This window comes from Neobacillus niacini, from assembly GCF_023715415.1.
GTDB lineage: Bacteria > Bacillota > Bacilli > Bacillales > Cytobacillaceae > Neobacillus > Neobacillus niacini_C.
In genome coordinates this window covers 159,487-184,052 of record NZ_JAMBOB010000004.1, presented here as the reverse complement: position 1 = coordinate 184,052, position 24,566 = coordinate 159,487, and the positions used below count along the sequence as shown (strand labels likewise).

At 38.7% G+C, this 24,566-nt stretch carries 26 protein-coding genes, 1 tRNA gene and 1 other RNA gene; 23 read left to right on the top strand and 5 right to left on the bottom strand.

The features are described from left to right. Positions 1-18 precede the first annotated feature (18 nt). Genes rapZ through M3189_RS10235 form a run of 4 tightly spaced genes read left to right on the top strand, consistent with a single transcriptional unit; the run spans position 19 to position 3,171 of the window. Positions 19-912, top strand: coding sequence for an RNase adapter RapZ (rapZ, locus tag M3189_RS10250; protein ID WP_251633859.1), 894 nt, complete (start codon positions 19-21; stop codon positions 910-912). Next, positions 909-1,892 carry a gluconeogenesis factor YvcK family protein gene (locus M3189_RS10245; protein WP_251633857.1) on the top strand — a complete coding sequence of 328 codons (984 nt, stop codon included), beginning with the start codon at positions 909-911 and terminating at the stop codon, positions 1,890-1,892. Before rapZ ends, M3189_RS10245 begins: the two co-directional genes overlap by 4 nt. A 44-nt stretch (positions 1,893-1,936) precedes the next feature. Further along, complete coding sequence (gene whiA / locus M3189_RS10240) at positions 1,937-2,887, top strand: DNA-binding protein WhiA (RefSeq protein ID WP_251633855.1); 951 nt, start codon at positions 1,937-1,939, stop codon at positions 2,885-2,887. A gap of 26 nt (positions 2,888-2,913) precedes the next feature. Continuing rightward, on the top strand, positions 2,914-3,171 hold the full coding sequence (locus tag M3189_RS10235; RefSeq protein WP_251633854.1) for an HPr family phosphocarrier protein: 258 nt from the start codon (positions 2,914-2,916) through the stop codon (positions 3,169-3,171). A gap of 84 nt (positions 3,172-3,255) precedes the next feature. Here M3189_RS10235 and clpP read toward each other — a convergent pair whose 3' ends face one another. Next, entirely contained in the window at positions 3,256-3,861 is a 606-nt protein-coding gene (gene clpP / locus M3189_RS10230; RefSeq protein WP_179156507.1) for an ATP-dependent Clp endopeptidase proteolytic subunit ClpP, read from the bottom strand. Positions 3,862-4,060: 199 nt separating this feature from the next. Between clpP and M3189_RS10225 the strand changes: the two genes are divergently transcribed. The 15 genes from M3189_RS10225 (at position 4,061) to ssrA (ending at position 19,013) form a co-directional block, all read left to right on the top strand. Beyond that, positions 4,061-4,132 (top strand) — tRNA-Arg (locus M3189_RS10225). Between the two features lie 135 nt (positions 4,133-4,267). After that, positions 4,268-5,269: a DUF3231 family protein gene (locus M3189_RS10220; protein ID WP_251633852.1), complete on the top strand. Its 1,002-nt coding sequence runs from the start codon at positions 4,268-4,270 to the stop codon at positions 5,267-5,269. 145 nt (positions 5,270-5,414) lie between these two features. Next, positions 5,415-6,740, top strand: a complete 1,326-nt coding sequence (rpoN, locus tag M3189_RS10215; protein WP_251633850.1) for an RNA polymerase factor sigma-54 — start codon at positions 5,415-5,417, stop codon at positions 6,738-6,740. A 13-nt stretch (positions 6,741-6,753) separates the two neighbouring features. Next, a complete protein-coding gene (locus M3189_RS10210; RefSeq protein WP_251633849.1) occupies positions 6,754-7,011 on the top strand; it encodes a glutaredoxin family protein in 258 nt (85 codons plus the stop codon). Between the two features lie 133 nt (positions 7,012-7,144). Continuing rightward, the gene (locus tag M3189_RS10205; RefSeq protein WP_251633847.1) at positions 7,145-8,167 is read left to right on the top strand and encodes a sugar-binding transcriptional regulator; all 1,023 of its coding nucleotides are present in this window, start codon (positions 7,145-7,147) and stop codon (positions 8,165-8,167) included. A gap of 50 nt (positions 8,168-8,217) precedes the next feature. Continuing rightward, the gene (gene gap / locus M3189_RS10200; RefSeq protein WP_251633846.1) at positions 8,218-9,225 is read left to right on the top strand and encodes a type I glyceraldehyde-3-phosphate dehydrogenase; all 1,008 of its coding nucleotides are present in this window, start codon (positions 8,218-8,220) and stop codon (positions 9,223-9,225) included. A 134-nt stretch (positions 9,226-9,359) separates the two neighbouring features. Continuing rightward, entirely contained in the window at positions 9,360-10,544 is a 1,185-nt protein-coding gene (locus M3189_RS10195; RefSeq protein ID WP_251633845.1) for a phosphoglycerate kinase, read from the top strand. Between the two features lie 35 nt (positions 10,545-10,579). Then, on the top strand, positions 10,580-11,341 hold the full coding sequence (gene tpiA, locus M3189_RS10190) for a triose-phosphate isomerase (RefSeq protein WP_251633844.1): 762 nt from the start codon (positions 10,580-10,582) through the stop codon (positions 11,339-11,341). Continuing rightward, positions 11,334-12,869, top strand: coding sequence for a 2,3-bisphosphoglycerate-independent phosphoglycerate mutase (gene gpmI / locus M3189_RS10185; RefSeq protein ID WP_251633843.1), 1,536 nt, complete (start codon positions 11,334-11,336; stop codon positions 12,867-12,869). The genes tpiA and gpmI overlap by 8 nt, the downstream gene beginning before the upstream one ends. Positions 12,870-12,896: 27 nt before the next feature. After that, a complete protein-coding gene (eno, locus tag M3189_RS10180; protein WP_251633842.1) occupies positions 12,897-14,195 on the top strand; it encodes a phosphopyruvate hydratase in 1,299 nt (432 codons plus the stop codon). Between the two features lie 278 nt (positions 14,196-14,473). After that, positions 14,474-14,707, top strand: coding sequence for a preprotein translocase subunit SecG (secG, locus tag M3189_RS10175; RefSeq protein WP_095246682.1), 234 nt, complete (start codon positions 14,474-14,476; stop codon positions 14,705-14,707). A 136-nt stretch (positions 14,708-14,843) separates the two neighbouring features. Beyond that, entirely contained in the window at positions 14,844-15,590 is a 747-nt protein-coding gene (locus M3189_RS10170; RefSeq protein ID WP_251633837.1) for an alpha/beta hydrolase, read from the top strand. Positions 15,591-15,610: 20 nt separating this feature from the next. Beyond that, positions 15,611-17,953, top strand: a complete 2,343-nt coding sequence (gene rnr / locus M3189_RS10165; RefSeq protein WP_251633835.1) for a ribonuclease R — start codon at positions 15,611-15,613, stop codon at positions 17,951-17,953. Positions 17,954-18,040: 87 nt separating this feature from the next. After that, a complete protein-coding gene (smpB, locus tag M3189_RS10160) occupies positions 18,041-18,508 on the top strand; it encodes an SsrA-binding protein SmpB (protein ID WP_133369083.1) in 468 nt (155 codons plus the stop codon). Between the two features lie 145 nt (positions 18,509-18,653). Further along, positions 18,654-19,013: a transfer-messenger RNA gene (ssrA, locus tag M3189_RS10155) on the top strand. Between the two features lie 92 nt (positions 19,014-19,105). Here the strand turns inward: ssrA and M3189_RS10150 are convergent. Then, positions 19,106-19,798 carry a spore coat protein gene (locus M3189_RS10150; protein ID WP_251633833.1) on the bottom strand — a complete coding sequence of 231 codons (693 nt, stop codon included), beginning with the start codon at positions 19,796-19,798 and terminating at the stop codon, positions 19,106-19,108. A gap of 165 nt (positions 19,799-19,963) precedes the next feature. Here M3189_RS10150 and M3189_RS10145 point away from each other — a divergent pair, with 165 nt between their 5' ends. The 3 genes from M3189_RS10145 to M3189_RS10135 are packed head-to-tail and all read left to right on the top strand — an operon-like array spanning position 19,964 to position 21,748. Further along, positions 19,964-20,533 (top strand): IMEF encapsulin system ferritin-like cargo protein, encoded by a 570-nt coding sequence (locus M3189_RS10145; RefSeq protein ID WP_251633831.1) that lies wholly within the window; start codon positions 19,964-19,966, stop codon positions 20,531-20,533. Positions 20,534-20,552: 19 nt separating this feature from the next. Continuing rightward, positions 20,553-21,401 (top strand): family 1 encapsulin nanocompartment shell protein, encoded by an 849-nt coding sequence (locus tag M3189_RS10140; RefSeq protein ID WP_251633829.1) that lies wholly within the window; start codon positions 20,553-20,555, stop codon positions 21,399-21,401. Then, positions 21,401-21,748, top strand: coding sequence for a 2Fe-2S iron-sulfur cluster-binding protein (locus tag M3189_RS10135; protein ID WP_251633827.1), 348 nt, complete (start codon positions 21,401-21,403; stop codon positions 21,746-21,748). The genes M3189_RS10140 and M3189_RS10135 overlap by 1 nt, the downstream gene beginning before the upstream one ends. A gap of 58 nt (positions 21,749-21,806) precedes the next feature. On the opposite strand, the gene M3189_RS10130 is transcribed toward M3189_RS10135, so the two are convergent. The 3 genes from M3189_RS10130 to M3189_RS10120 form a co-directional block, all read right to left on the bottom strand. Continuing rightward, complete coding sequence (locus tag M3189_RS10130) at positions 21,807-22,271, bottom strand: hypothetical protein (RefSeq protein WP_251633826.1); 465 nt, start codon at positions 22,269-22,271, stop codon at positions 21,807-21,809. Between the two features lie 137 nt (positions 22,272-22,408). Continuing rightward, on the bottom strand, positions 22,409-23,050 hold the full coding sequence (locus M3189_RS10125) for a DUF2085 domain-containing protein (RefSeq protein WP_251633824.1): 642 nt from the start codon (positions 23,048-23,050) through the stop codon (positions 22,409-22,411). Positions 23,051-23,116: 66 nt separating this feature from the next. After that, entirely contained in the window at positions 23,117-23,335 is a 219-nt protein-coding gene (locus tag M3189_RS10120) for a hypothetical protein (protein WP_251633822.1), read from the bottom strand. Between the two features lie 222 nt (positions 23,336-23,557). On the opposite strand from M3189_RS10120, the gene M3189_RS10115 reads away from it, so the two are divergent. After that, a complete protein-coding gene (locus M3189_RS10115) occupies positions 23,558-24,565 on the top strand; it encodes an AI-2E family transporter (RefSeq protein WP_435368082.1) in 1,008 nt (335 codons plus the stop codon). Position 24,566: the final 1 nt, after the last annotated feature.

Here is a 24,566-nt window from a genome sequence, read left to right as displayed (position 1 = left end):
TTGAAGGGGGAATAGTGAATGAGTACCGGAGCTACAAATGAAACGCAAATGGTCATCATTACGGGGATGTCTGGAGCTGGAAAAACAGTTGCTATCCAAAGTTTAGAGGATTTAGGCTTTTTCTGCGTGGACAATCTGCCACCGACTCTACTTCCAAAATTTCTTGAACTTATGAAGGAATCTGGGAATAAAATGAATAAAGTGGCATTGGTTATGGATTTAAGAGGAAGAGAGTTCTTTGATCATTTATTTAAAGCACTCGATGAACTTGCAGAAACCTCATGGGTAAGCCCGCAAATCTTGTTCTTAGATGCAGATGATGCTACTTTAGTTCGAAGGTATAAGGAAACAAGAAGATTCCATCCGCTTGCACAATCTGGTTTACCGTTAGAAGGAATCAAATTGGAGAGGGAGCTTCTTGATGAATTAAAGGGCAGGGCACAGCTTATTTATAACACATCGCAAATGAAACCACGTGAATTACGTGAAAAGATTATTACTGAATTTACTTCGAATAACCAATCAATTTTTACTGTCAATGTCATGTCATTTGGATTTAAGCATGGAATTCCAATCGACGCCGATCTTGTTTTTGATGTACGTTTCCTGCCTAATCCTCATTATATTGATCACATGAGACCTAAAACAGGTTTAGACGAGGATGTTTCTAGTTACGTTTTAAAATGGAATGAAACGCATAAATTCTTAGAGAAGGTTACAGATTTACTCAGCTTTATGCTTCCCCACTATAAGCGGGAAGGAAAAGCGCAGCTTGTAATCGCAATAGGCTGTACCGGCGGACAGCACCGCTCCGTTACGCTAGCGGAATATCTTGCAAAACATTTTGAAAGTGACTATAAGACACTTGTTTCACATCGTGACATTGAGAGGAGAAAGGATCAAACGACATGAGCGAGTTAGGACAGCCAAGAATCGTCATCGTTGGCGGTGGAACAGGATTGCCTGTATTATTACGGGGATTAAAACAATTTCCAGTTGATATTACCGCCATTGTGACGGTTGCGGATGATGGCGGAAGTTCAGGAAGGCTTCGTGATGACCTGCAAATTCCACCGCCTGGGGATATCCGAAATGTGTTAGCTGCTTTATCGGATGTTGAACCGCTTGTCGAAGAGATGTTTCAACACCGCTTTAAGACCTCCAATGAATTATCGGGACATTCACTTGGTAATTTGATTTTGGCGGCAATGACATCGATTACCGGAAACTTTGTTCACGCAATTCAAGAAATGAGTAAGGTATTAAATGTCAGGGGGAAGGTCCTGCCTGCAGCAAATCAGAGTGTTGTTCTTCATGCAGAAATGGAGGATGGGACAGTCGTATCAGGAGAATCGAAAATTCCCTATTCTGGCAAAAAAATAAAAAAGGTTTTTCTAACACCTGAGGTAATTACGCCACTGCCAGAATCGATTCAAGCCATTAGACAAGCGGATTTAATTATTATAGGACCAGGCAGTTTATATACGAGTATCTTGCCTAATTTACTTGTACCAAGGTTAGGTGAAGAGATTTGCAGGTCATATGCAAAAAAAGTGTATATATGCAATTTGATGACACAAGCGGGCGAAACACACGGGTTCACTGCGAGTGATCATGTAAAGGCCATTTATGATCATATGGCCTGTGCATTTATGGATTTCATTCTAATTAATGACAAAGAAATTCCTGAAGATATACAACTTCGCTATAACGAGGAGCTGGCGAATCCTGTCAATTATGATTTGGACCGTATTTTTGAGCTTGGACTTGAAGTGGTTCATGCAGACATTGCGATCCAGGAAAATGGTGCACTAAGACATGATCCGAAAAAGGTGGCAAAAATTTTATATAATTTGCTATTAAGTGAAACTAAAAAGAGATATGAAGCGTAATAATAGTATCCGGCTTAAAAACCCGGATAAAAGGGGGTGAAGGGATGTCTTTCGCTTCGGAAACGAAAAAGGAATTAACAAATTTGGAAATAAAGCCATGCTGTATTCGCGCTGAACTCTCTGCTCTCATACGGATGAATGGCTCTATGTCGTTTTCCAATCGTAAGTTAATTGTAGATATTCAAACTGAAAATGCAGCGATTGCTAGAAGGATTTATACATTAATTAAAAAGAGCTATGATGTTCCAGTAGAACTGCTTGTTCGAAAGAAAATGAGATTAAAAAAGAATAATGTTTACATTGTCCGTTTATCACAACGGGCTAAGGAAATATTGGAGGATATGAAAATCCTAGGTGACGGATTTACCTTCATCCACGATATATCGAGTGAGCTTGTGAAAAAGAAATGCTGTAAACGTTCTTATTTACGTGGTGCATTCCTTGCTGGAGGCTCCGTTAATAATCCGGAAACTTCATCTTATCATTTGGAAATTGCTTCGCTATATAAGGAACATAATGCTTCCTTATGCGAGTTAATGAATAAATTTGGGCTTAATAGCAAAACGCTAGAACGAAAAAAAGGCTATATTACTTACTTAAAAGAAGCAGAAAAAATTACCGAGTTCTTAAATATTGTCGGTGCAGTCAATGCTCTTCTACGCTTTGAAGATGTGCGGATTGTAAGGGATATGCGAAATTCGGTTAATCGACTGGTTAATTGTGAAACAGCGAACTTAAATAAGACGATAGGCGCTTCCATTCGTCAGGTTGAAAACATTCGCTATATTAATGAAACCGTCGGGTTAAATATATTGCCAGATAAGTTAAGAGAAATTGCTGAACTCCGTCTCCATTACACAGATGTGACCCTGAAAGAGCTAGGGGAGATGGTTGCTGGTGGTACAATTAGTAAATCGGGAATTAATCATCGGTTAAGAAAAATTGATGAAATCGCTGATAAATTGCGCATAGGTGAAATGGCTACAAGAAAATAGAGGAAAATTATGAGGAGGATTTTGTAATGGTAGAGAAACAAGTAGAAGTTAAATTGAAAACGGGTCTTCAAGCACGACCTGCAGCATTATTTGTTCAGGAGGCAAACCGATATTCAGCTGATATTTTTTTAGAGAAAGATGGTAAAAGAGTAAATGCAAAAAGCATAATGGGCTTGATGAGCTTGGCTGTCGGCTCAGGAGTTGTAGTTAATATCGTTGCAGATGGTGATGATGAAGAAAGAGCAGTGGATGCATTGTCTAATTTTGTTCAAAATGAAAATTAAAAAAAGAGTTTGACCAAAAATTGGTCAAACTCTTTTTTTCTAGTCCAATAAAAAGCAGCCGGATGTATCACCGGCTGCTCCCTTTTATTTTTCTTTCTTTTCTTCTGCAAGGCTTCTTGTGATAATATGGTCAACTAGGCCATATTCTTTTGCTCTTTCAGCTGTCATGAAGTTATCGCGGTCAGTGTCTTTTTGGATGACTTCTAGAGGCTGGCCAGTGCGCTCTGATAGGATTCCATTCAATTTTTCACGAAGGAATAGAATACGCTTAGCGGCAATTTCAATCTCAGTCGCTTGACCTTGTGCTCCGCCTAATGGCTGGTGAATCATTACTTCGGCATTTGGTAACGCATAACGTTTACCCTTTGTACCAGCTGCAAGTAAGAAGGCACCCATTGAAGCTGCCATACCGATACAAATCGTTTGTACATCTGGCTTAATGAACTGCATTGTATCGTAGATGGCCATCCCAGCTGTAATACTACCGCCAGGGCTGTTAATGTAAATGGAGATATCCTTTTCAGGATTTTCCGCTTCTAGGAATAATAATTGTGCAACAATGCTGTTCGCTACATGATCATCAATACCACTGCCAAGCATGATAATACGGTCTTTTAAGAGACGAGAATAGATATCGTATGCTCTCTCTCCGCGGTTTGTTTGTTCAATAACTGTAGGAATCAAGTTCATTTTTCTTCCTCCTTTAAGTATGAAAAGTTTTAATATGTATAGTTAATGATACACTGATGGTCAATTAAGGTCAAACAATTCGCCTTTATATTTGTTCGACAATCTTCACTAATCCATCATAACCAATGAGGGCATTTTTAAACCTATCAGACTTGCAAAGTTTCGCAAATTGGCATATAATATGTAAGTCGTCAATTTAGCGCTCGTGGTGCAACGGATAGCACGTAAGATTCCGGTTCTTAAAATGGGGGTTCGATTCCCTCCGAGCGTGTTAAATCAAACAGAGTTTCTACGCTTTAATAGTGTAGAGGCTTTTTTTCGTATTGAGTTGTGGATTTAACCATGAATAAAGCACCTCCCCTTAAGGGAAACTTTCAAATAGAACTGAAAAAGGAGGCTTTCATTGATGGTTAAGCACAGTATTAGGTTATCTAGTGCGGAGATTGGGAGTTTGTGGGCAGCCTTTATACAAGATAGTATGACGATTTGTTTAGTAAAGTACTTTCTTCATCACAATCAAGATGAAGAAATTAAACCTCTTCTGGATAAAGCACTTAAGAATGCTGAAGGTCATATTCAACAAATATCTGCTATTTTTACAAAAGAGAATATCCCCATTCCAGATTCATTTACAGATAAGGATATTAATTATTCGGCGCCGCCTTTGTTCTATGATATGTTCGGACTGACCTTTGTTTATATGATGAACAGGCTGGGAATGATTAACGCAGGTTTTTTGACTGCGAATGCTGCCAGAGAAGATGTACTGAATTTTCACCTAACTACCTTGAATGAAGCATCCCTATTATATAAAGCATCTACAGAACTCATGCTGTCAAAGGGTGTATACGACCGATCTCCAATGATTCCCTATCCAAAACAGGTAGAATACATTGAGAAACTTTCCTATCTAAACGGGATGATTAAGAAAAGACCATTAAATGCAATTGAAATAGCAGAAATCTTTTTTAATATTGAACGTAATTATTTTTCTATGCTTCTATGTACGGCGTTACTCCAAGTTGTTGATGACAAAGAAATAAAAGAATTTATTAAAGAGGGAAAGGAAATTTCTGAAAAGCAAATTAGGGTATTTCAGGAGATTTTAGTAAAGGAACAACTTCTTGGCAATACTTCAACCTCCATGGAAGTAACCGATTCAACTGTACTTCCTTTTTCGAATAAACTTATTGTTAATTTATTTCACTCATTAAATAGCATTGATATAACATTACTTGGCCATGCGATTTCCGTTTCCATGCGAACAGATTTGGTTGCTAATTATCAAAAATTCATAGCAGAAATTTTGATTTATGCTGGTAAAGGGTTTAATTTATTGGTTGAGCGTGGATGGTCTCAGCAGCCTCCTATGGCACCGAATCGAAGAGAACTTGAAAATATAAAATGAGGAGAAAAGGCTTGTCTACATGAAGGCCTTTTTGATTTTTATTGTCCTTAAATGTAGGAATAACCCCAAAAAGTAAATTCATCCAGATTTTTTCCATTCACCAATACTCTATTATCCTGTAAAATAGAAAAAGGGGGGTTAGGAAATGGACTTAAAAGCAGGTTTATGGCAGCAACAAACGTTGAAATTGGCAATGACACAGGAATTGACCCAAGCAATTGCACTTTTACAATATTCAGCCCAGGAGCTTTCTTCTTTTTTAGAAAACAAGGCGCTTGAAAATCCCCTTCTCCAAGTTGAGAATAACAACATTCAGCCTATCAACCCATTAATAGACCGCAATCGGCGGAAACAAACAAGAAATACTGAGAACGAGTGGATTGAACAAATTGCAGCGAAGTCATCCTCCATTGAAGAACATTTGCTAAATCAGCTCAATCTTCATAAATACTCTAGTATTCAATTAAAAATAATTAGACATTTGATTCAGAATCTTGATGTAAACGGATACTTAACCTCTGAACCAGAGGAAATTGCCCATCAATTAGGTGTCAATCTGGAACTGGTGGAGGAGAGCATTATTGTGATACAGGCTTTAGAGCCTGCTGGAATCGGGGCCAGAGACCTTCAGGAATGCTTGATAATCCAGGTCGAACGCGAAAACCTAAAAGATGATTTAGCGCTAAGAATTCTAACGGACTACTTCGTACTGTTTGCAGAAAAGAAATGGAAGCAAATTGCAAAAGAATTAGAAACCTCCTTACAAAAGATACAAGAAGTATTTGATACTATACAGCAGTTGAATCCAAGGCCTGGCGCACTTTTAGACCAGGAAAATGCATCCTATATTATCCCGGATGTTATTATTGAAAGGGTTGGCAATAAGTTTTCCGTACGACTATGTGATGACATCATCCCTAAAGTTAGCTTTAACGATCACTATTACCAAAAGTTTAATGCAACCGGGGATTCACAGGTTGGCCGATTTTTACAGGAAAAGCTACAGGATTATCAGTGGATTCTAAAAAGCATAGAGCAGCGAAAAGAAACCTTAACAAGAGTGGCAGGGGTAATGGTCGAAAAGCAGAATCTTTTTTTTCAAAAAGGGCGGGAATATCTTGTTCCGATGACCATGAAGGAAATCGCAGTAGAGCTGGATATTCATGAATCAACTGTAAGCCGAGCAGTAAAAGGTAAATACGTTCAGACCCCAGCTGGCACCTTTTCGTTGAAGTCCTTTTTTACAAGTACCATTCAAACGGTTTCAAACGAAAATACTTCCTCTAGCCAGGTGAAAGACGCTATAGCCGCCATGATTGAAAAAGAAAACAAACAGAGGCCATTATCCGATCAAGAAATAGTGGAAAGACTAAAGAGTACCCAAGGAATCGTGGTTTCAAGGCGAACCATTGCGAAGTATCGAGATCAGTTGGGAATTTACTCCTCATCGAAAAGAAAAAGGTTTGATTGAAAGGAATTGAACAATGCAGCAAACAGTAATTACTTTTTATACACGAAAAGGCTGTCCACTTTGTGAGAAAGCAAAAAAAATAATTCTTGATTTAAAGGAAGAGTGGAATTTTACATTAGAAGAAATTAATATTGATGAAAGCGATGAATTAACGGAGGCTTATGGAATCATGATTCCCGTTGTTCATATTAATGGAGAAGAAGTTGCCTTCGGAATTATTAACAAAATCGACATAAGTAACCGTTTACAAGAAAAATCAAAAAACTTTTAAGTTGAAATAGGTTTTCACTCCTGTTAGAATGAAATTTGTTAGCAGGGGTGATTTTTTTTCGATGATGTGGGACATAATTTGTCTAGGGTGGACATTTTATGACCAGTTACATATAATAAAGGAGCAAGATGTTATGCAATCACTCATCGATATCCAAAAAAGATTATTACCTGATCTCCTTCAAGTGCTACATAAACGGTATTCTATCCTTAGACATATTGGTTTTATGCAGCCCGTTGGAAGAAGAAGTCTAGCTAACAATCTTGGTTATACTGAACGAGTCCTTCGCAGTGAAGTAGATTTTCTAAAGGAACAAAATCTCGTTTCCATTAACAATATTGGAATGAATTTGACTCCTGAAGGGAAAAATTTGCTAGAAGACTTAGAGGAAATGATACGCGAATTAATCGGTATTGATGTAATGGAACTGGAGTTGAAGCACCGCCTTAAAATTCGTAAGGTAGTGATTGTTCCAGGTAACAGTGATGAGTCCTTAATGGTGAAGGATGACCTCGGTAAGGCCAGTGCGATTTGCATTAAAAATAACTTATCAGGGAAAAATATTATCGCTGTAACTGGCGGCTCAACTATGGCAGCTGTCGCAAATGTACTTACACCAGAGCTTGGTAAAAAGGATCTTCTTTTTGTTCCTGCTCGTGGCGGCATAGGTGAGGATGTTCAAAACCAGGCAAATACGATTAGCTCGATTATGTCAAAGAATACAGGGTCCAAACATCGTGTATTCTATGTTCCTGACCAAGTTAGTACCGAAATTTATGAATCCCTGATTAAAGAACCGGAAATCCATGAAGTGTTAAATTTAATTAAATCCGCAAGCATGGTTCTTCACGGTATAGGGGACGCTATCACAATGGCTGAAAGAAGAAAGTCAAAGCCTGAGGTTAAGCAAAAGCTAGAGAATCAAGAGGCAGTAGGGGAAGCATTCGGCTATTATTTTAACGAAATAGGTGAAATTGTCCATAAGGTTTTAACGATTGGACTTCAACTAGAAGACCTAGCACAGATTCCAAATGTGATTGCTGTTGCAGGCGGAGCATCAAAGGCAAAAGCAATAAAAGCATACATGAATAAAGCACCATCCTCGACGATATTAATCACGGATGAAGGTGCAGCAAGAAAGTTATTAAAAGGTTAATCCCTTTTTAAAATAAAAAAACCTTTTTTCAATACAAGGAGGAAATTACAATGACAGTAAAAGTTGGTATTAATGGATTTGGTCGTATCGGCCGTAACGTTTTTCGTGCGGCATTAAATAATTCAGAGATGGAAATCGTAGCAATTAACGATTTAACAGATGCAAATATGCTTGCGCATCTTTTAAAATACGATACAGTCCATGGAACTCTTCAACAAGATGTAACAGTTGACGGTTCATACCTTGTAGTCGGCAACCAAAAGGTAAAAGTACTTGCTGAACGCGATCCAGCTCAATTAGGCTGGGGAGATCTTGGTGTTGATGTAGTTGTTGAATCAACTGGACGTTTCACAAAGCGTGAAGATGCAGCGAAACACCTTGAAGCAGGTGCGAAGAAAGTTATTATTTCTGCTCCAGCTTCTAACGAAGATATTACAATTGTTATGGGTGTTAATGAAGATAAATACGATGCGGCTAACCACCACGTACTATCAAACGCATCTTGTACAACTAACTGTCTAGCTCCTTTTGCGAAGGTTTTAAATGATGAATTCGGAATTAAGCGTGGAATGATGACTACTATCCACTCTTATACAAATGACCAACAAATCCTTGATTTACCACACAAGGACTACCGTCGTGCGCGTGCTGCTGCAGAAAACATGATTCCAACTTCAACAGGTGCAGCGAAAGCAGTTTCTTTAGTTCTTCCAGAACTTAAAGGCAAATTAAATGGTATGGCTGTACGTGTGCCAACTCCTAACGTTTCTATCGTAGATTTAGTTGCTGAATTAGAGAAGAATGTAACAGCTGAAGAAGTAAATGCAGCATTAAAAGCAGCAGCTGAAGGTCCATTAAAAGGAATTTTACACTATAGCGAACTTCCATTAGTTTCTACTGACTATAATGGCAGCCCTGCTTCTTCTTCAATCGATTCATTATCAACTATGGTTCTTGAAGACAATATGGTAAAAGTTTTATCTTGGTATGACAATGAAGTTGGTTACTCAAGCCGTGTTGTTGACCTTATTGGATATATCGCTCAAAAAGGTCTATAATCTTTAATTGGCTGAGATTGGAATATATTTCATCAAAAAGCTATAATGATTTAGGTATTCAAAGGGGAGCGGGGAACATTCCCCCTTCCCTTTTTTTGTTGGATATGCTGTCAATACATAAGGAGGCTTTTCGCATGAACAAGAAAACATTAAAAGATGTTGATGTAAAAGGGAAACGCGTTTTCTGCCGAGTTGATTTTAACGTTCCTATGCAAGAAGGGAAAATTACCGATGAAACAAGAATTCGCGCCGCACTGCCTACCATCCAATACTTAATGGATCAGGGTGCTAAAGTTATTTTGGCTAGTCATTTTGGACGTCCAAAGGGTAAGGTAGTCGAAGAAATGCGCTTAACTTCAGTAGGTGTAAGACTGTCTGAGCTTCTTGGAAAGAACGTGCAAAAAGCAGATGAAGCCTATGGTGATTCTGTTAAATCTTTAATTGACTCCATGAATGAAGGCGATGTTCTTCTTCTTGAAAACGTTCGTTTCTATCCAGGTGAAGAAAAGAATGATTCTGAGCTGGCGAAATCCTTTGCAGAACTTGCTGATGTCTATGTAAATGATGCATTTGGTGCAGCACACAGAGCCCACGCTTCAACTGAAGGTATTGCACACCATCTACCTGCTGTATCTGGTCTTTTAATGGAAAAAGAACTTGATGTACTAGGGAAAGCTTTGTCAAACCCTGAGCGTCCGTTTACTGCGATTATTGGCGGTGCAAAGGTGAAAGACAAGATTGGCGTTATTGATAACCTATTAGAACAGGTGGATAACCTAATCATTGGCGGTGGACTCGCCTATACATTTGTTAAAGCGCAAGGCCATGAAATTGGTAAATCCCTTCTCGAAGCTGACAAAATCGATTTAGCGAATTCCTTTATTGAAAAAGCAAAGGAAAAAGGCGTTAATTTCTATATGCCTGTTGATGCAATTGTAGCAGATGATTTCTCAGCTGATGCAAATACGAAGGTAGTAGCGATTAATGAGATTCCTGCGGATTGGGAAGCTCTTGATATCGGACCAAAAACAGCTGAAATTTACCGTGACGTGATTCAAAAGTCAAAACTAGTGATTTGGAATGGACCTATGGGTGTGTTTGAAATCGATAAGTTTGCTGGTGGAACGAAAGCAGTTGCACAAGCACTTGCTGAGGCAGAAGGTACATATTCAGTAATTGGCGGCGGAGACTCTGCAGCAGCAGTAGAAAAATTCGATTTAGCAGAAAAAATGAGCCATATTTCAACAGGCGGCGGCGCTTCACTTGAATTCATGGAAGGCAAAGAGCTTCCAGGCGTTGTAGCTTTGAATGATAAATAATATTTTTAACTTGTAGTAAGAAAGGAAGTGCCCCAATGCGTAAACCGATTATTGCAGGTAACTGGAAAATGAATAAAACACTAGCTGAGGCAAAAAGCTTTACGGAAGAAGTAAAAGGCCTTGTCCCTCAAGCAGACAAAATCGATTCTGTCATTTGTGCTCCGGCATTATTTTTACAAAATCTTGTTGAAATTACAGATGGCACAGAAGTGAAAATTGGTGCTCAAAATATGCATTTTGAAGAAAGCGGAGCGTTTACCGGCGAAATCAGCCCGAAGCCTCTTTCTGAAATTGGTGTTCAATATGTGATTATTGGGCATTCTGAGCGCAGAGAAATGTTCAATGAAAGTGATGAGTCTGTAAACTTAAAGACACTTGCAGCCTTTAAATATAACCTAACACCAATTGTTTGCTGTGGTGAGACACTAGAACAGCGTGAAAATGGCGAAACTATGGATTTTGTAGGGTCTCAAATTCAAAAAGCGCTGGCTGGTTTAACGGATGACCAAGTGAAACAAACCGTTATTGCCTATGAACCTATTTGGGCAATTGGAACTGGTAAATCATCTACTTCACAAGATGCGAATGATGTATGTGCACATATTCGTCAGGTAGTTGCCCAACAGTTCAGTGAAGATGTTGCTAATGCCGTTAGAATTCAATATGGCGGTAGTGTGAAACCGGAAAATATTAAAGAATATATGGCACAGCCAGATATCGATGGTGCACTTGTAGGCGGAGCAAGCCTTGAAGCTCGCTCATTCTTGCAGCTATTGGAGGCAGGAAGCTATGAGTAAGTCTCCCGTTGCCCTCATCATTCTAGATGGATTTGGATGCAGGGATGAACAAAAAGGGAATGCAGTTTTTCATGCAAAAAAACCAAATTTTGATCGGTATTGGAGTCATTTCCCCCACTCACATTTAACTGCTTCTGGTGAGGCCGTTGGGCTACCAGAGGGACAAATGGGTAACTCAGAAGTGGGTCATTTAAATATCGGAGCGGGTCGAATTGTATACCAAAGCTTAACTCGAGTCAATATTGCCATTCGTGAAGGTGAATTTGAAAAAAATGAAACCATCTGCAGTGCGATGGAGCATGTTAAGAAAAATGGAACAAACCTCCACTTATTCGGTTTATTATCGGATGGCGGTGTACACAGCCATATTAACCATATGTTTGCATTATTGAAGATGGCGAAAGAGGAAGGCGTAGAAAAGGTTTATATTCATGGCTTCCTTGATGGACGTGATGTTGGTCAGAAAACAGCGGCAACATATATTCAGCAGACATTGGATAAAATGAACGAGTATGGCGTTGGTGAGTTTGCTACTATTTCTGGACGCTATTATTCAATGGATCGTGACAAGCGCTGGGAGCGTGTCGAAAAGTCATACTGCTCCATGGTTTATGGCGACGGGCCTGCGTACACAAATCCGTTAGATGTTGTAGAGGATTCCTACCAGCATGGAATTTTTGATGAATTCGTCATTCCATCCGTAATCACTAAGGAAGACGGGAAGCCGGTTGCGACCATTCAGGACAATGATGCAGTCATTTTCTATAATTTCCGTCCTGATCGTGCCATTCAAATTTCTAACGTATTTACAAACGAAGATTTCCGTGCTTTTGACCGTGGTGATAAGCATCCAAGAGATTTATTCTTCGTATGTTTAACCCATTTCAGTGAATCGGTAAATGGATATGTTGCGTTTAAACCTTCTAACTTGGATAACACATTAGGAGAGGTATTAGCGCAAAATGGATTAAAGCAGCTAAGAATTGCCGAAACGGAAAAATATCCACATGTTACTTTCTTTATGAGCGGCGGCCGTGAAGATAAGTTCCCAGGTGAAGAACGAATTTTAATCAACTCACCGAAGGTTGCAACCTATGATCTCCAGCCAGAAATGAGCGCCTATGAAGTGACAGATGCACTTCTTGCGGAAATTCAAGATGATAAGTTTGATGCGATTCTTTTGAATTTTGCAAACCCAGATATGGTTGGACATTCTGGAATGCTTGAACCAACTGTTAAGGCAATTGAAACGGTGGATGAATGCTTAGGGAAAATTGTTGACTTAATTCTTGAACAAGGTGGTACAGCTATCATTACAGCTGACCATGGTAATGCAGATGAAGTAATCACGCCTGAAGGTAATCCGATGACCGCTCATACAACCAATCCTGTTCCTGTAATTGTTACAAAGAATGGTGTAGAGCTACGGGACGGCGGTATCTTAGGAGATTTAGCTCCAACGATTCTGGACCTTCTTGGAGTACAGCAGCCTGCTGAAATGACAGGAAAAACTTTAATTAAATCATAATTTTTATATTAAAAGGAGAGAAATTAAATGCCATTTATTGTAGACGTATATGCACGTGAAGTTTTAGATTCCCGCGGTAACCCAACAGTTGAAGTTGAAGTTTTTACTGAATCAGGTGCTTTTGGCCGTGCTTTAGTTCCAAGTGGTGCATCTACTGGTGAATACGAAGCAGTAGAACTTCGCGATGGAGATAAAGAGCGTTACCTTGGTAAAGGTGTATTAAAAGCAGTTGACAACGTAAATGAAATTATTGCTCCACACCTTGTTGGCGAGGAATTTAGTGTTCTAGACCAAGTTTCTGTTGACCAAGCATTAATCGAGCTTGATGGAACTGAAAATAAAGGTAAATTAGGTGCGAATGCAATCCTTGGCGTTTCTATGGCAGTAGCGCATGCTGCAGCTAACTACTTAGATATTCCTTTATATCAATACCTAGGCGGATTCAATGCGAAACAGCTTCCTGTTCCTATGATGAACATCGTAAACGGTGGAGAGCATGCGGATAACAACGTTGATATTCAAGAATTCATGGTAATGCCTGTAGGAGCTCCAAACTTCAGAGAAGCCCTCCGTATGGGTGCTGAAATTTTCCACAGCTTAAAATCAGTTCTTAAAGAAAAAGGACTTAACACAGCTGTTGGGGATGAAGGTGGATTTGCTCCAAACCTTGGATCTAACGAAGAAGCACTTCAAACGATTGTTCTAGCAATTGAAAAAGCTGGCTACAAGCCTGGTGAAGAAATATTCTTAGCAATGGATGCTGCATCTTCAGAGTTTTATAACAAAGAAGATGGAAAATACCACCTTAAAGGTGAAGGCGTCGTTAAGACTTCTGCAGAAATGGTTGATTGGTACGAGGATATGGCTACTAAATATCCAATCATCTCTATCGAAGACGGTTTAGATGAAAACGATTGGGAAGGCCACAAGCTTCTAACTGAGCGTCTTGGTAAAAAAGTTCAATTAGTTGGTGATGACCTATTCGTTACAAATACTAAGAAGCTTTCTGAAGGTATTGAAAAAGGAATTGGTAACTCAATTCTAATCAAGGTTAACCAAATCGGTACATTAACTGAAACATTTGATGCGATTGAAATGGCGAAGCGTGCTGGTTACACAGCAGTTATTTCTCACCGTTCTGGTGAAACAGAAGATAACACAATTGCTGACATCGCTGTGGCAACAAACGCTGGTCAAATTAAAACAGGTGCTCCTTCACGTACTGACCGTGTAGCGAAGTACAACCAATTGCTTCGCATTGAAGACCAATTAGGTGAAACAGCACAATACAACGGATTAAAATCTTTCTATAACCTAAAAAAATAATCATTTTTTCTAAGGCACTCATTGACGAATGAGTGTCTTTTTATCTGGAGTGACCGAAACATAGTTAGAAAAGGGTAATCGGTCAATGCAGGGGTACTGGAGTGACCGAAGCATGAAAAAAAATGGTACACGGTAACTCCAGCCAGGCTTTAGCTTAGAATGACCTACATCTCGCGGAATCTCCTAAAAGCTGACACAACACCAGTATTGTTAAAAGGTCAATAATATGGTACATTAAAAATACTGTGAAATGTACGAACTAACAGGAGGTGGCTTACATGCATGCATTGGTTGTTACATTATTAGTAATCGTTAGTATTGGACTTATTCTAGTTGTTTTATTGCAATCAGGTAAAAGTGCTGGACTATCTGGCGCCATTTCAGGTGGAGCTGAAACATTATTTGGTAAGCAAAAGGCACGAGGACTTGATTTAATTCTACATCGTATTACCATCGTTTTAGCCGTTCTTTTCATTATCCTTGCGGTATTGGTTGCATACTTCGAAGTTTAATAAAGAGTGCTCAAAAACCTGGCTATAATGTCAGGTTTTTTTTATGCGCAAAATCAGAGGCTTATTTCTGGAATGTTACCCAATTCTTTGCTTAAACTAAGATAATGGACTTTATCGAACTGAAGGAGTTTTAACTATGAAAATTGCTGTACCGAAGCCCTTTACCTTTATAGGTGGAAAACGAGCCGTTCTTTTACTTCACGGATTTACAGGAAATTCGGCTGATGTCCGGATGTTGGGACGCTTTTTAGAAAAAAGGGGATATACCTGTCATGCACCGCACTATAAAGGACACGGTGTCCCACCAGAGGAGTTAGTGCACACTGGCCCTGAAGATTGGTGGCAGGACGTTATAAATGGCTATAATTTTTTAAAAAATCAGGGATATGAAGAAATTGCAGTTGGTGGACTTTCGCTTGGCGGCGTATTTTCCTTGAAATTGGGTTACACTGTACCTATAAAAGGTGTATTTCCAATGTGTGCACCCATGTATATAAAAAGTGAAGAAGTGATGTATCACGGAATTCTTGAGTATGCACGCGAGTATAAGGAACGAGAAGGAAAAAGCGAAGAACAAATTGAAATAGAAATGAATGAGTTTTCGAAAACACCGATGAATACCTTAAAAGCTCTGCAAGAATTAATTGCTGATGTCCGCAATCATGTCGATATGATTTATGCGCCAACCTTCGTTGTTCAAGCACGTCATGACAAAATGATAAACACAGATAGTGCAAACATTATCTACAATGAAGTGGAGTCCGTCATGAAAGAAATCAAATGGTATGAGGAATCAGGACATGTGATTACGTTAGATAAAGAACGCGATCAGCTTCATGAAGATGTTTACGCCTTTTTAGAAAAATTAGATTGGAAGAATTAATCCTTTGAGGAGGGATTTTATTGGAAGATAATATTCAACTGCACGTTGACAAGCTATTACAATATATGAAGGATGAGGCTTACAAGCCTTTGACTGTTCAAGAACTAGAAGAGGCCTTTGGTATTTCTGATTCTAGCGACTTTAAGGAATTTGTCAAAGCACTTGTGCAAATGGAAGAAAAGGGACTAGTTGTCCGTACTCGCAGCAACCGTTATGGCTTGCCGCAAAAAATGAACTTAATTCGCGGGAAACTAACAGGTCACGCAAAAGGATTTGCCTTTGTGATTCCTGATGAGCCAGGAATGGATGATATTTTCATTCCGCCAAATGAAACGAATACAGCGATGCACGGAGATACGGTACTTGCCCGTATATCATCAGAAAGCTCGGGACAGCGCCGAGAAGGCAGCGTCATCCGCATTCTAGAGCGTGGAGTACAACAAATTGTTGGTACCTATGTAGAAAGTAAAAGCTTTGGTTTTGTTATTCCTGATGATAAAAAGTTTGCTAGTGATATTTTCATCCCCAAATCAGCATCTAAGGGTGCGGTCGAAGGTCATAAAGTTGTCGTTAAATTAATCACCTATCCAGAAGGCCGGAAAAGTGCTGAAGGTGAAGTCATTACGGTCCTTGGCCATAAAAATGACCCAGGTGTAGATATTCTCTCTGTTATTCATAAACATGGTCTGCCGATGGCATTCCCTGATGAAGTCTTAAAGCAGGCAAATGAGACTCCTGATACAATTGATGAAAGTGAACTGGCGAACCGCCGCGATCTACGGTATGAAATCATTGTTACAATAGATGGAGCTGACGCCAAGGATCTTGATGATGCGGTTACGGTGACGAAGCTTGAAAATGGCAATTATAAGCTTGGCGTACATATTGCGGATGTTAGCTATTATGTGAAAGAAGGAACGCCTATTGACCTTGAGGCCGAAGAACGGGCAACGAGTGTATACTTAGTAGACAGGGTTATTCCGATGATTCCACATCGTTTATCAAATGGTATTTGTTCGCTCAATCCAAAAGTAGATCGTTTAGTACTGTCATGTAATATGGAAATCAACGATGAAGGTCAAGTTGTAAATCATGAAATTTTTCAAAGCGTGATTAAAACGACGGAAAGAATGACCTATTTTGATGTAAATAAAATTTTAGTGGATAAAGATGAAGAAACACGGAGTCGATACGAGTCTCTTGTTCCGATGTTTGAGCAAATGGAAGAGCTTGCACAAATCTTGCGTGAAAAGAGAATGAAGCGCGGGGCTATCGACTTTGATTTTAAAGAATCAAAGGTATTGGTAGATGAAGAAAGTAAACCGTTGGATGTAGTGCTTCGGGAACGTTCAGTAGCAGAAAGATTAATCGAAGAGTTTATGCTAGCTGCAAACGAAACCGTTGCCGAGCATTTCCACTGGATGGAAGTACCGTTTATTTACCGTATTCACGAAGATCCAAAAGAAGATAAACTAAGAAGGTTTTTTGAGTTTATTACTAATTTTGGATACATTGTCAAAGGAACTGCCAATGATGTTCATCCTAGGGCCCTTCAAGAAATTATTGAAGAAGTTCAAGGAAAGCCGGAAGAGATGGTTATTTCGACTGTTATGCTTCGTTCTATGCAACAGGCGAAATATGACCCAGAAAGCCTAGGGCACTTTGGATTATCAACAGAGTTTTATACTCATTTCACCTCACCAATTCGTCGATATCCTGATACCATCGTTCATCGCTTAATCCGGACGTATCTTATTGAAGGAAAGCTTGATGAGACAACACGGGAAAAATGGAATGCCAGATTGCCTGAGATTGCTCAGCATTCATCTAAGATGGAGCGCCGTGCAGTTGATGCAGAACGTGAAACGGATGAACTTAAGAAAGCTGAATACATGGAAGACAAGATTGGTGAAGAGTATGACGGTATTATTAGCTCAGTGACCAATTTTGGAATGTTTGTTGAGCTTCCAAATACCATTGAAGGTCTCGTTCATGTCAGCTACCTGACCGATGATTACTATCGTTTTGATGAGCGCCATTTTGCGATGATCGGCGAGCGGACAGGGAATGTATTCCGAATTGGTGATGAGATTACCGTTAGAGTAGTAAAGGTTAATAAAGACGAACGTTCGATTGATTTTGAAGTCGTCGGCATGAAAGGAACTCGCCGCGAGCGTCCAGAAAACACGAGAGTATTTAAAACAGGCAGTGACACGAAAAAGCCGCGCCGCAATAAAACAGAAGGTCGCGGTGGTCAAAAGTCTGAAGGTTCTACTCAAGGCTCAGGTACGAGGAAGAAAAAGAAGTTTTACGACAATGTACCGAAGAATAAAAGCACTAAGCGGAAAAATAAGAAAAGATAATTTTGAAGAGGGTCTCTAGCGGGGCTCTCTTTCAATTGTTATGAATACGGTTTTCTGCTAAAATTAACCCATAATGAGGTGAGAGACATGCCAAAAGGTATAGGGAAAGTGGTTGCGCAAAACAAAAAAGCATACCATGATTACTTTATAGAAGAAACATACGAGGCTGGAATTGTTCTTCAAGGAACAGAAATCAAGTCCATTCGTGCTGGGAAAGTGAACTTAAAAGATTCTTATGCGAGAATTCATAACGGTGAAATGCATTTATTAAACATGCACGTAAGCCCTTATGAACAAGGGAACCGTTTTAATCATGATCCTTTGAGACAAAGAAAGCTTTTGCTCCATAAGCGGGAAATTAACAAGCTTTTTGGAGAAACGAGAGAAGCAGGTTATGCACTAATACCATTAAAGATTTATTTGAAAAATGGATTTGCAAAAGTTTTATTAGGATTAGCAAAAGGTAAAAAGAATTATGACAAACGTGAAGTACTTAAGCAAAAAGAGGCTAAGCGCGATATCGAACGAGCATTCCGTGATCGACAAAAGATGTAATTACAAATATTTACAATTGAAAAATGCGCACAGTGTGTTATAATAAGTTTGTCGCTAAGAAGCGATGAGAAACTTTTGCTCAAACTATTGTTGAGCATCCTACGCTTGCTAAAATCTTTAACTAGATTTGAGCACATTTTATAATGGGGGCGCTAAGGATTCGACAGGGGTAGTTCGAGCTTAGGTTGCGAGTCGAGGGGATCGGCCTCGTTAAAACGTCAACGCCTATAACTGGCAAAACTAACAACAACCTAGCTTTCGCAGCTTAATAACTGCATAGCTGTTCGCCCCTCCATCGCCTATGTGGTAGGGTAGCGGACTCACTCTAAGTAGGCTACGCCGGAGTCCACCGTCTGAGGGCGAAGGAAGAGAACAACCAGACTAGCTGACCGGCCGCCTGTCGGCAGGCAAAAGGATCAGCGAAGCGCCAATATGTCGACTACACTCGTAGAAGCTTAAGTGCCGTTATCTTTGGACGCGGGTTCGATTCCCGCCGTCTCCACCATACATAAGGTGGATAACAAGATCAGCTGATGCTGGTCTTTTTTATTTGTGAAAAAAGCTATCCCTTCATCAAGAAAGGATAGCTTTTTCAATTTAATGCGGCATATTGTTATTCATGTTCATATTGTTATTAGGCATTTGTGCTTGGCCCATATTTTGTCCCATAGGTTGACCCTGTGCAGGTGCAAATGAATTTCTATAAGTATTCATATCCTGCTCAGCAAGCTGCGGTACCTGGTAGTAATGATGTTTATTTTGATAAACGGATAGTTCGTAACCCATCTCAATGCAATTTGGAATGGAATCTGCCAGCACACGGCGGACAACTGGATTCGTTGTTTCAAGTGCTGCCATCGTTTTCATCGAAGCACTAGATTTGCAGGAAGCCAGCATACAGCTTGAAATATACTCATCATTGATTTCTGATACCGATTGCCAAGGTTTCTTTGGCTGAGCCGGCTTCATCCCATAAATGAAGTCATTCCCTTGGTTCATCATATATCTTGAAGTAGGGTGGGAAGGATTTTGTCCGGTTTTAAAACATTCTGCAGTGATGTTGTATTCGTCCTGAATAAATTTATATTGGCGATCAAGAATATCCAGTAATTCTGGATCCTTAACGTGTTGGCGTAATAACATGTAAGAATTCATTGTGCCAATAGCTGCACCTAAAACTGTACTTAAGTCAATTACCTCATGTCCTCCATGATTCAGTTGCGGAGGGACATTACCCGTATGCATATTCTGGTGCATTTGCCCTTGTTGCCCTTGCTGGTTTTGCATCATATTCTTCTCCTCCTAAAAGATTAATTTTAACCATAGTTATTATGTATCAATTGGCCGGAGTTATTCACTTTAACAATTTGTTCAAAAGATTGTAACGTAAAGGTTTTAGAAAAAGAATTCAACGTCAATAATGACAGGTAGTGAGTATTAGGAGGTGCGGCGGCAGTGCAAGAGGAATTAAAGATTTTCTTTCATATATTTACAACCACCAAAGATGCAATTGAAAAATTTATGGATATGCTCGACCCAGTCATTCAAAATGCTACCGATGAACATGAGAGACTTTATTACCACCATATTTATGAAGAGGAAGAACAGCGGCTTTCTCGTTTAGTTGTCCTGATTCCGCTTATTAGTAAATTTCAACAAGTGAAGGATGAGAAAGAGTTTTCTCCGACCAACAATGAATTTAACCGACTTTTACAGGAACTTAATCTTGAAAAATTCGGATTACATAATTTCGTCGAACACTTAGATTTAGCACTATTTCGCTTTACAGATGAAGAGCGAAGCAGCTTGTTAAAAAGCTTAAGGGAAGTTTCATATAAGGATTATCAGCAGGTAAAACAAATGTTAATGGAAATTAACAGTCGATTTGATACCAATTATGTAGACCCACATGCCCATCACGATGAGGATCATGACCATTTAGACCGAACAGGAGCTCAAGCAGTGGTTAGTCATGCTCCCCAGACTAAACAGAGAAGGGGCTTTACGGTGGGAAGCCTAATCTAAGGAAATGAGAGGATAAACCATGAACAAAATACAATTATACCCGGATTCACCATTATCAAATCAAGAATTTACTCAATTGGATCAGACTGTTGTTGATGCAGCAAGAAGGCAATTGGTCGGGCGTCGCTTTATAGAACTATACGGTCCACTCGGAAGGGGCGTTCAAAGTATCTTTAATGATATTTTTGCAGAAAATTTAGAAGCAAAAATGGATTTTCAAGGGTCCTTCGATACGGATATTGAGACTAGTAAAAGGGTAAACTACACAATTCCTTTGCTATATAAAGACTTCGTATTATATTGGCGTGATATAGATCAGGCAAAAGTATTAGATATCCCTATTGATTTTTCAGCCGCAGCCAATGCAGCCCGTGATGTGGCGATTCTTGAAGACCAAATGATCTTCCATGGTACCAGGGAATTTGATATTCCTGGTTTAATGACTGTCCCTGGCCGTTTAACACACTTAATTGGCGAATGGTTTGAATCTGGGAATGCTTTTCAGGATATTGTCGATGCAAGAAATAAGCTGCTTGAGATGAATCACAATGGACCGTTTGCGCTTGTATTATCACCACAATTATATTCACTTATCCATCGTGTCCACCGTGATACAAATGTATTAGAAATTGAACATATTCGTGAATTGGTTACCGATGGGGTGTTCCAATCTCCTGTATTAAAAGGAAAATCTGGAGTGCTGGTTAATACAGGGAAAAATAATTTAGACCTTGCTATATCTGAGGATTTTGATACAGCTTACTTAGGTGTAGAAGGGATGAATCATCCTTTCCGTGTGTATGAAACAATCGTTTTACGGATTAAACGCCCTTCAGCCATTTGTACATTGGAGTCAATGGGTGACTAATGAATAATCGCATATTTACAGTCGGTTCACTCATACCAGGCAGGCTGATGGTAAAACCTCAAACACTAATACAGACTGAAAGGAAAGAAGTCAAGATAGAAGAAATCATTGTCGAGCAAAACGGCAGCAAAATCGAAATTCTCCCTGTAAAAGGAATGCTCTTGGACGCAGCTTTGAATCAAGGGAAGCAAATCAATTATAAATGCCGCAAAGGAACTTGCGGACAGTGTACAGTAAAAGTAATTAAAGCACCTGGACTATCTGCTCCTAATGAGCTGGAACAGAAAAAGCTGAAGAATGAACTAACAAACGGATACAGATTGGCATGCCAGGCAGAAATTATTTAAGAGTATTAAATAACACCCAACAAAAAAACGAGGTCCCTTTTAACAGGACCTCGTTTTACTATGCGAATTTAATAACTTTTTCTTCAACTGGGAATGGAAGTGAGAAATTGTGCTTTTTTAATTCATTCAAACTAATATCCTGAACAAGTCTTAATGCTTCTTTTTTAAAAGTTTTTGTAACAAAACCAGCATTTACTTCACATAATTTTTGTAAATATTGTAATGTATCACGAACCAGCATTTGTTTAATATAGGCGTTATTTAGCTGGCAAATTAATTTATGTTCTAATCCTTTAATAACCGCAATTTGGTCCACATGGGCAATGATGTTTTGTCCCTCTTCATCGATAAAACCAACAGAAACATACTGTCCTTTTGAGAAATCAACATTAGTAAACACAGGGTTTAAATAGGTTTCACCGGAAGATAGACGGATAGAGTCTGCTTCTGCTGCACCACCGATTTTACGTTGATTGGCAATAACCGTGTGAATATCCTTTAACCCAAATAACATGTTAAACATATTGTTAATCCCCCATTTCCGAAGTTGTTTATATGGATGATTCTATAGATAATGAGAATCATTGTCAATGGAGGTTAATGTCTAATTTTGACGTTTATATGAAATTCCCACTGGGAAATCAATCCAATCCTTTATACTTAAACAGTTAACGTTATAACCCAGGTATGCGCTAAAGAAAGGAGTGCGAGAAATGTTAAACTAACCATAATCGAAAGAGCACACTTCAAACCTGCTTTACGAATAAACGGAAAAAGAAAGGAGGCTAGTAAGCTGAACCATCCGATAACGGAAACGATAATAAAGCTGTCCAGGACGATATGTGCTGGTTGTCCTAAATAAAAGAGTCCTCCCAATAATGTACTTACCAATAGTGGAATGAATAAATCCTTACTCTTGCTTAATACTGCAACGCTCTCAGGTTTAAGGTGACTTTTCGAGAGGAGAGGATATATAAAATAAGGCAATACGAATCCAAAGGCTATTCCCGTTCCTAATCTCCGAGGATTATTCGAATCAAATAGGTGTGAGTAGGAACCTAAACCGTCAATGATCAAAGGAACTATGAACAACAGAAGTAAAAAGCTTACTTTTATAGTAGGAATCGTAATACACTGTTTTCGTTTTGAAAAATGTAAATAAATGAGTGTAGAAAAAATACCTATATAAATACCAGTATCTCTTGCACAAACTGCCAATGCCTTACCAGACACTTGTAGTGATCGCTCTCCTAATTGATGACATATCGCCCCGCCAAAAAAGTGCAGAATTTCATGCAGCAACTTCTATCACTCCCGTATTCGAAAAAAACCCAATTCATTCGAAAGAATTGGGTTTTTGTTAGGATGTTAATACGTCATAAAGGCCGGAATTATGGACAATGCAGAAGCAGCGAACCAGCAAATACAACTAAGGACAATTGCAACAATACCAATGATTAAACAAGTTTTTCCAATGGCTTTTTTGTCTAAATCCTGATCATTCATCCATACAATCCCTAAAATGATTCCAACTACAGGAATGAAAAAAGACAAGATGTATAAAAGTGCTTTTTGACCTCCTGACAACCTCAATCCCCTCCAATTATAAACAAGATATATCATGCTCTTTGAATATGTATGAGAAGGGGAAGGATAATTTGCCTGTCTAGCTGCTAGAAATTTCTTCTAGGTCTTTAGAATGAATCTTTTTTATAAAAAGATTCAGACTTAAAAGTAACAATCAGATACTTATTTGTTATAATAAAGTTAATACATAGTTATTAGGACATAAAAAATGGGGTTTGGTAAATTAATATGATAAATAATCTACTTAAAAGCAGCGGTTTTAAAAGAATTTCTATTTTTGTCTTACTTGCACTGGTTCTTTATGGACTAAAAGATATGATCAATTTAATCTTATTTACGTTTATCTTCACATTTCTAATGGACCGATTGGTTATTTTCTTATCTAGAAAAATTCCACTAAATCGGAAAATCCTTGTAGTTGCTTCCTATTCTACGATTGTAGGGTTGCTCTCCTATGGTCTTGTTAAATACCTGCCAATGATAGTTGGTGAAATAACGGCATTAATTAAGCAAATCACCGCATTCTATACAAAAAAACATGACAATATTGTCTTAAATTATCTAGTTAGCCGTCTTGAGGAAATACAAATATCAAGTTATTTGGAGAGAGGTTTTACCTTTGTCATTTCCTATTTTTCGGATATTAGTACATTTAGTCTACAATTATTAATTGCTCTTTTAATGAGCCTGTTTTTCTTGCTAGAAAAACCTCGTTTAATAGAATTTACAAAAAAATTCAAAACGAGTAAGATTGCATCTATTTACGCAGAAATAGAATTTTTCTCTGGGAAATTTGTTGGTACCTTCGGAAAAGTAATTGAAGCACAATTAATCATTGCAGTTGTTAACTGTGTACTTACAACAATCGCCCTTTGGATATTTGGATTTCCACAGTTAGGTGGACTTTCCATTATGATTTTCTTCTTAGGATTAATTCCTGTTGCTGGGGTAATTATTTCTCTGATACCACTTGTCATCATTGGTTATAGCATTGGTGGAATCATGACAGTCTTATATGTCTTTATTGCCATAATGATTATCCATGCCATTGAAGCATATATATTAAATCCGAATTTAATGTCTTCCAAAACAAATTTACCTGTTTTCTATACCTTCCTTGTATTAATTTTTTCTGAACACTTTTTTGGAGTTTGGGGCTTAATAATAGGTATTCCAGTCTTTGTTTTCATCTTGGATGTATTAGAAGTAACAGATAATAAGAAAGTATAGA

Coding starts and splice junctions, on each gene's coding strand:
- M3189_RS10130 (WP_251633826.1), bottom strand. CDS start 22,271: ATGTTTAACATGTTATTTGGGTTAAAGGATATTCACACGGTTATTGCC.
- M3189_RS10150 (WP_251633833.1), bottom strand. CDS start 19,798: ATGATGCAAAACCAGCAAGGGCAACAAGGGCAAATGCACCAGAATATG.
- M3189_RS10245 (WP_251633857.1), top strand. CDS start 909: ATGAGCGAGTTAGGACAGCCAAGAATCGTCATCGTTGGCGGTGGAACA.
- eno (WP_251633842.1), top strand. CDS start 12,897: ATGCCATTTATTGTAGACGTATATGCACGTGAAGTTTTAGATTCCCGC.
- whiA (WP_251633855.1), top strand. CDS start 1,937: ATGTCTTTCGCTTCGGAAACGAAAAAGGAATTAACAAATTTGGAAATA.
- rapZ (WP_251633859.1), top strand. CDS start 19: ATGAGTACCGGAGCTACAAATGAAACGCAAATGGTCATCATTACGGGG.
- M3189_RS10235 (WP_251633854.1), top strand. CDS start 2,914: ATGGTAGAGAAACAAGTAGAAGTTAAATTGAAAACGGGTCTTCAAGCA.
- M3189_RS10195 (WP_251633845.1), top strand. CDS start 9,360: ATGAACAAGAAAACATTAAAAGATGTTGATGTAAAAGGGAAACGCGTT.
- gap (WP_251633846.1), top strand. CDS start 8,218: ATGACAGTAAAAGTTGGTATTAATGGATTTGGTCGTATCGGCCGTAAC.
- M3189_RS10205 (WP_251633847.1), top strand. CDS start 7,145: ATGCAATCACTCATCGATATCCAAAAAAGATTATTACCTGATCTCCTT.
- M3189_RS10220 (WP_251633852.1), top strand. CDS start 4,268: ATGGTTAAGCACAGTATTAGGTTATCTAGTGCGGAGATTGGGAGTTTG.
- M3189_RS10170 (WP_251633837.1), top strand. CDS start 14,844: ATGAAAATTGCTGTACCGAAGCCCTTTACCTTTATAGGTGGAAAACGA.
- M3189_RS10135 (WP_251633827.1), top strand. CDS start 21,401: ATGAATAATCGCATATTTACAGTCGGTTCACTCATACCAGGCAGGCTG.
- M3189_RS10140 (WP_251633829.1), top strand. CDS start 20,553: ATGAACAAAATACAATTATACCCGGATTCACCATTATCAAATCAAGAA.
- M3189_RS10210 (WP_251633849.1), top strand. CDS start 6,754: ATGCAGCAAACAGTAATTACTTTTTATACACGAAAAGGCTGTCCACTT.
- tpiA (WP_251633844.1), top strand. CDS start 10,580: ATGCGTAAACCGATTATTGCAGGTAACTGGAAAATGAATAAAACACTA.
- gpmI (WP_251633843.1), top strand. CDS start 11,334: ATGAGTAAGTCTCCCGTTGCCCTCATCATTCTAGATGGATTTGGATGC.
- secG (WP_095246682.1), top strand. CDS start 14,474: ATGCATGCATTGGTTGTTACATTATTAGTAATCGTTAGTATTGGACTT.
- clpP (WP_179156507.1), bottom strand. CDS start 3,861: ATGAACTTGATTCCTACAGTTATTGAACAAACAAACCGCGGAGAGAGA.
- smpB (WP_133369083.1), top strand. CDS start 18,041: ATGCCAAAAGGTATAGGGAAAGTGGTTGCGCAAAACAAAAAAGCATAC.
- rpoN (WP_251633850.1), top strand. CDS start 5,415: ATGGACTTAAAAGCAGGTTTATGGCAGCAACAAACGTTGAAATTGGCA.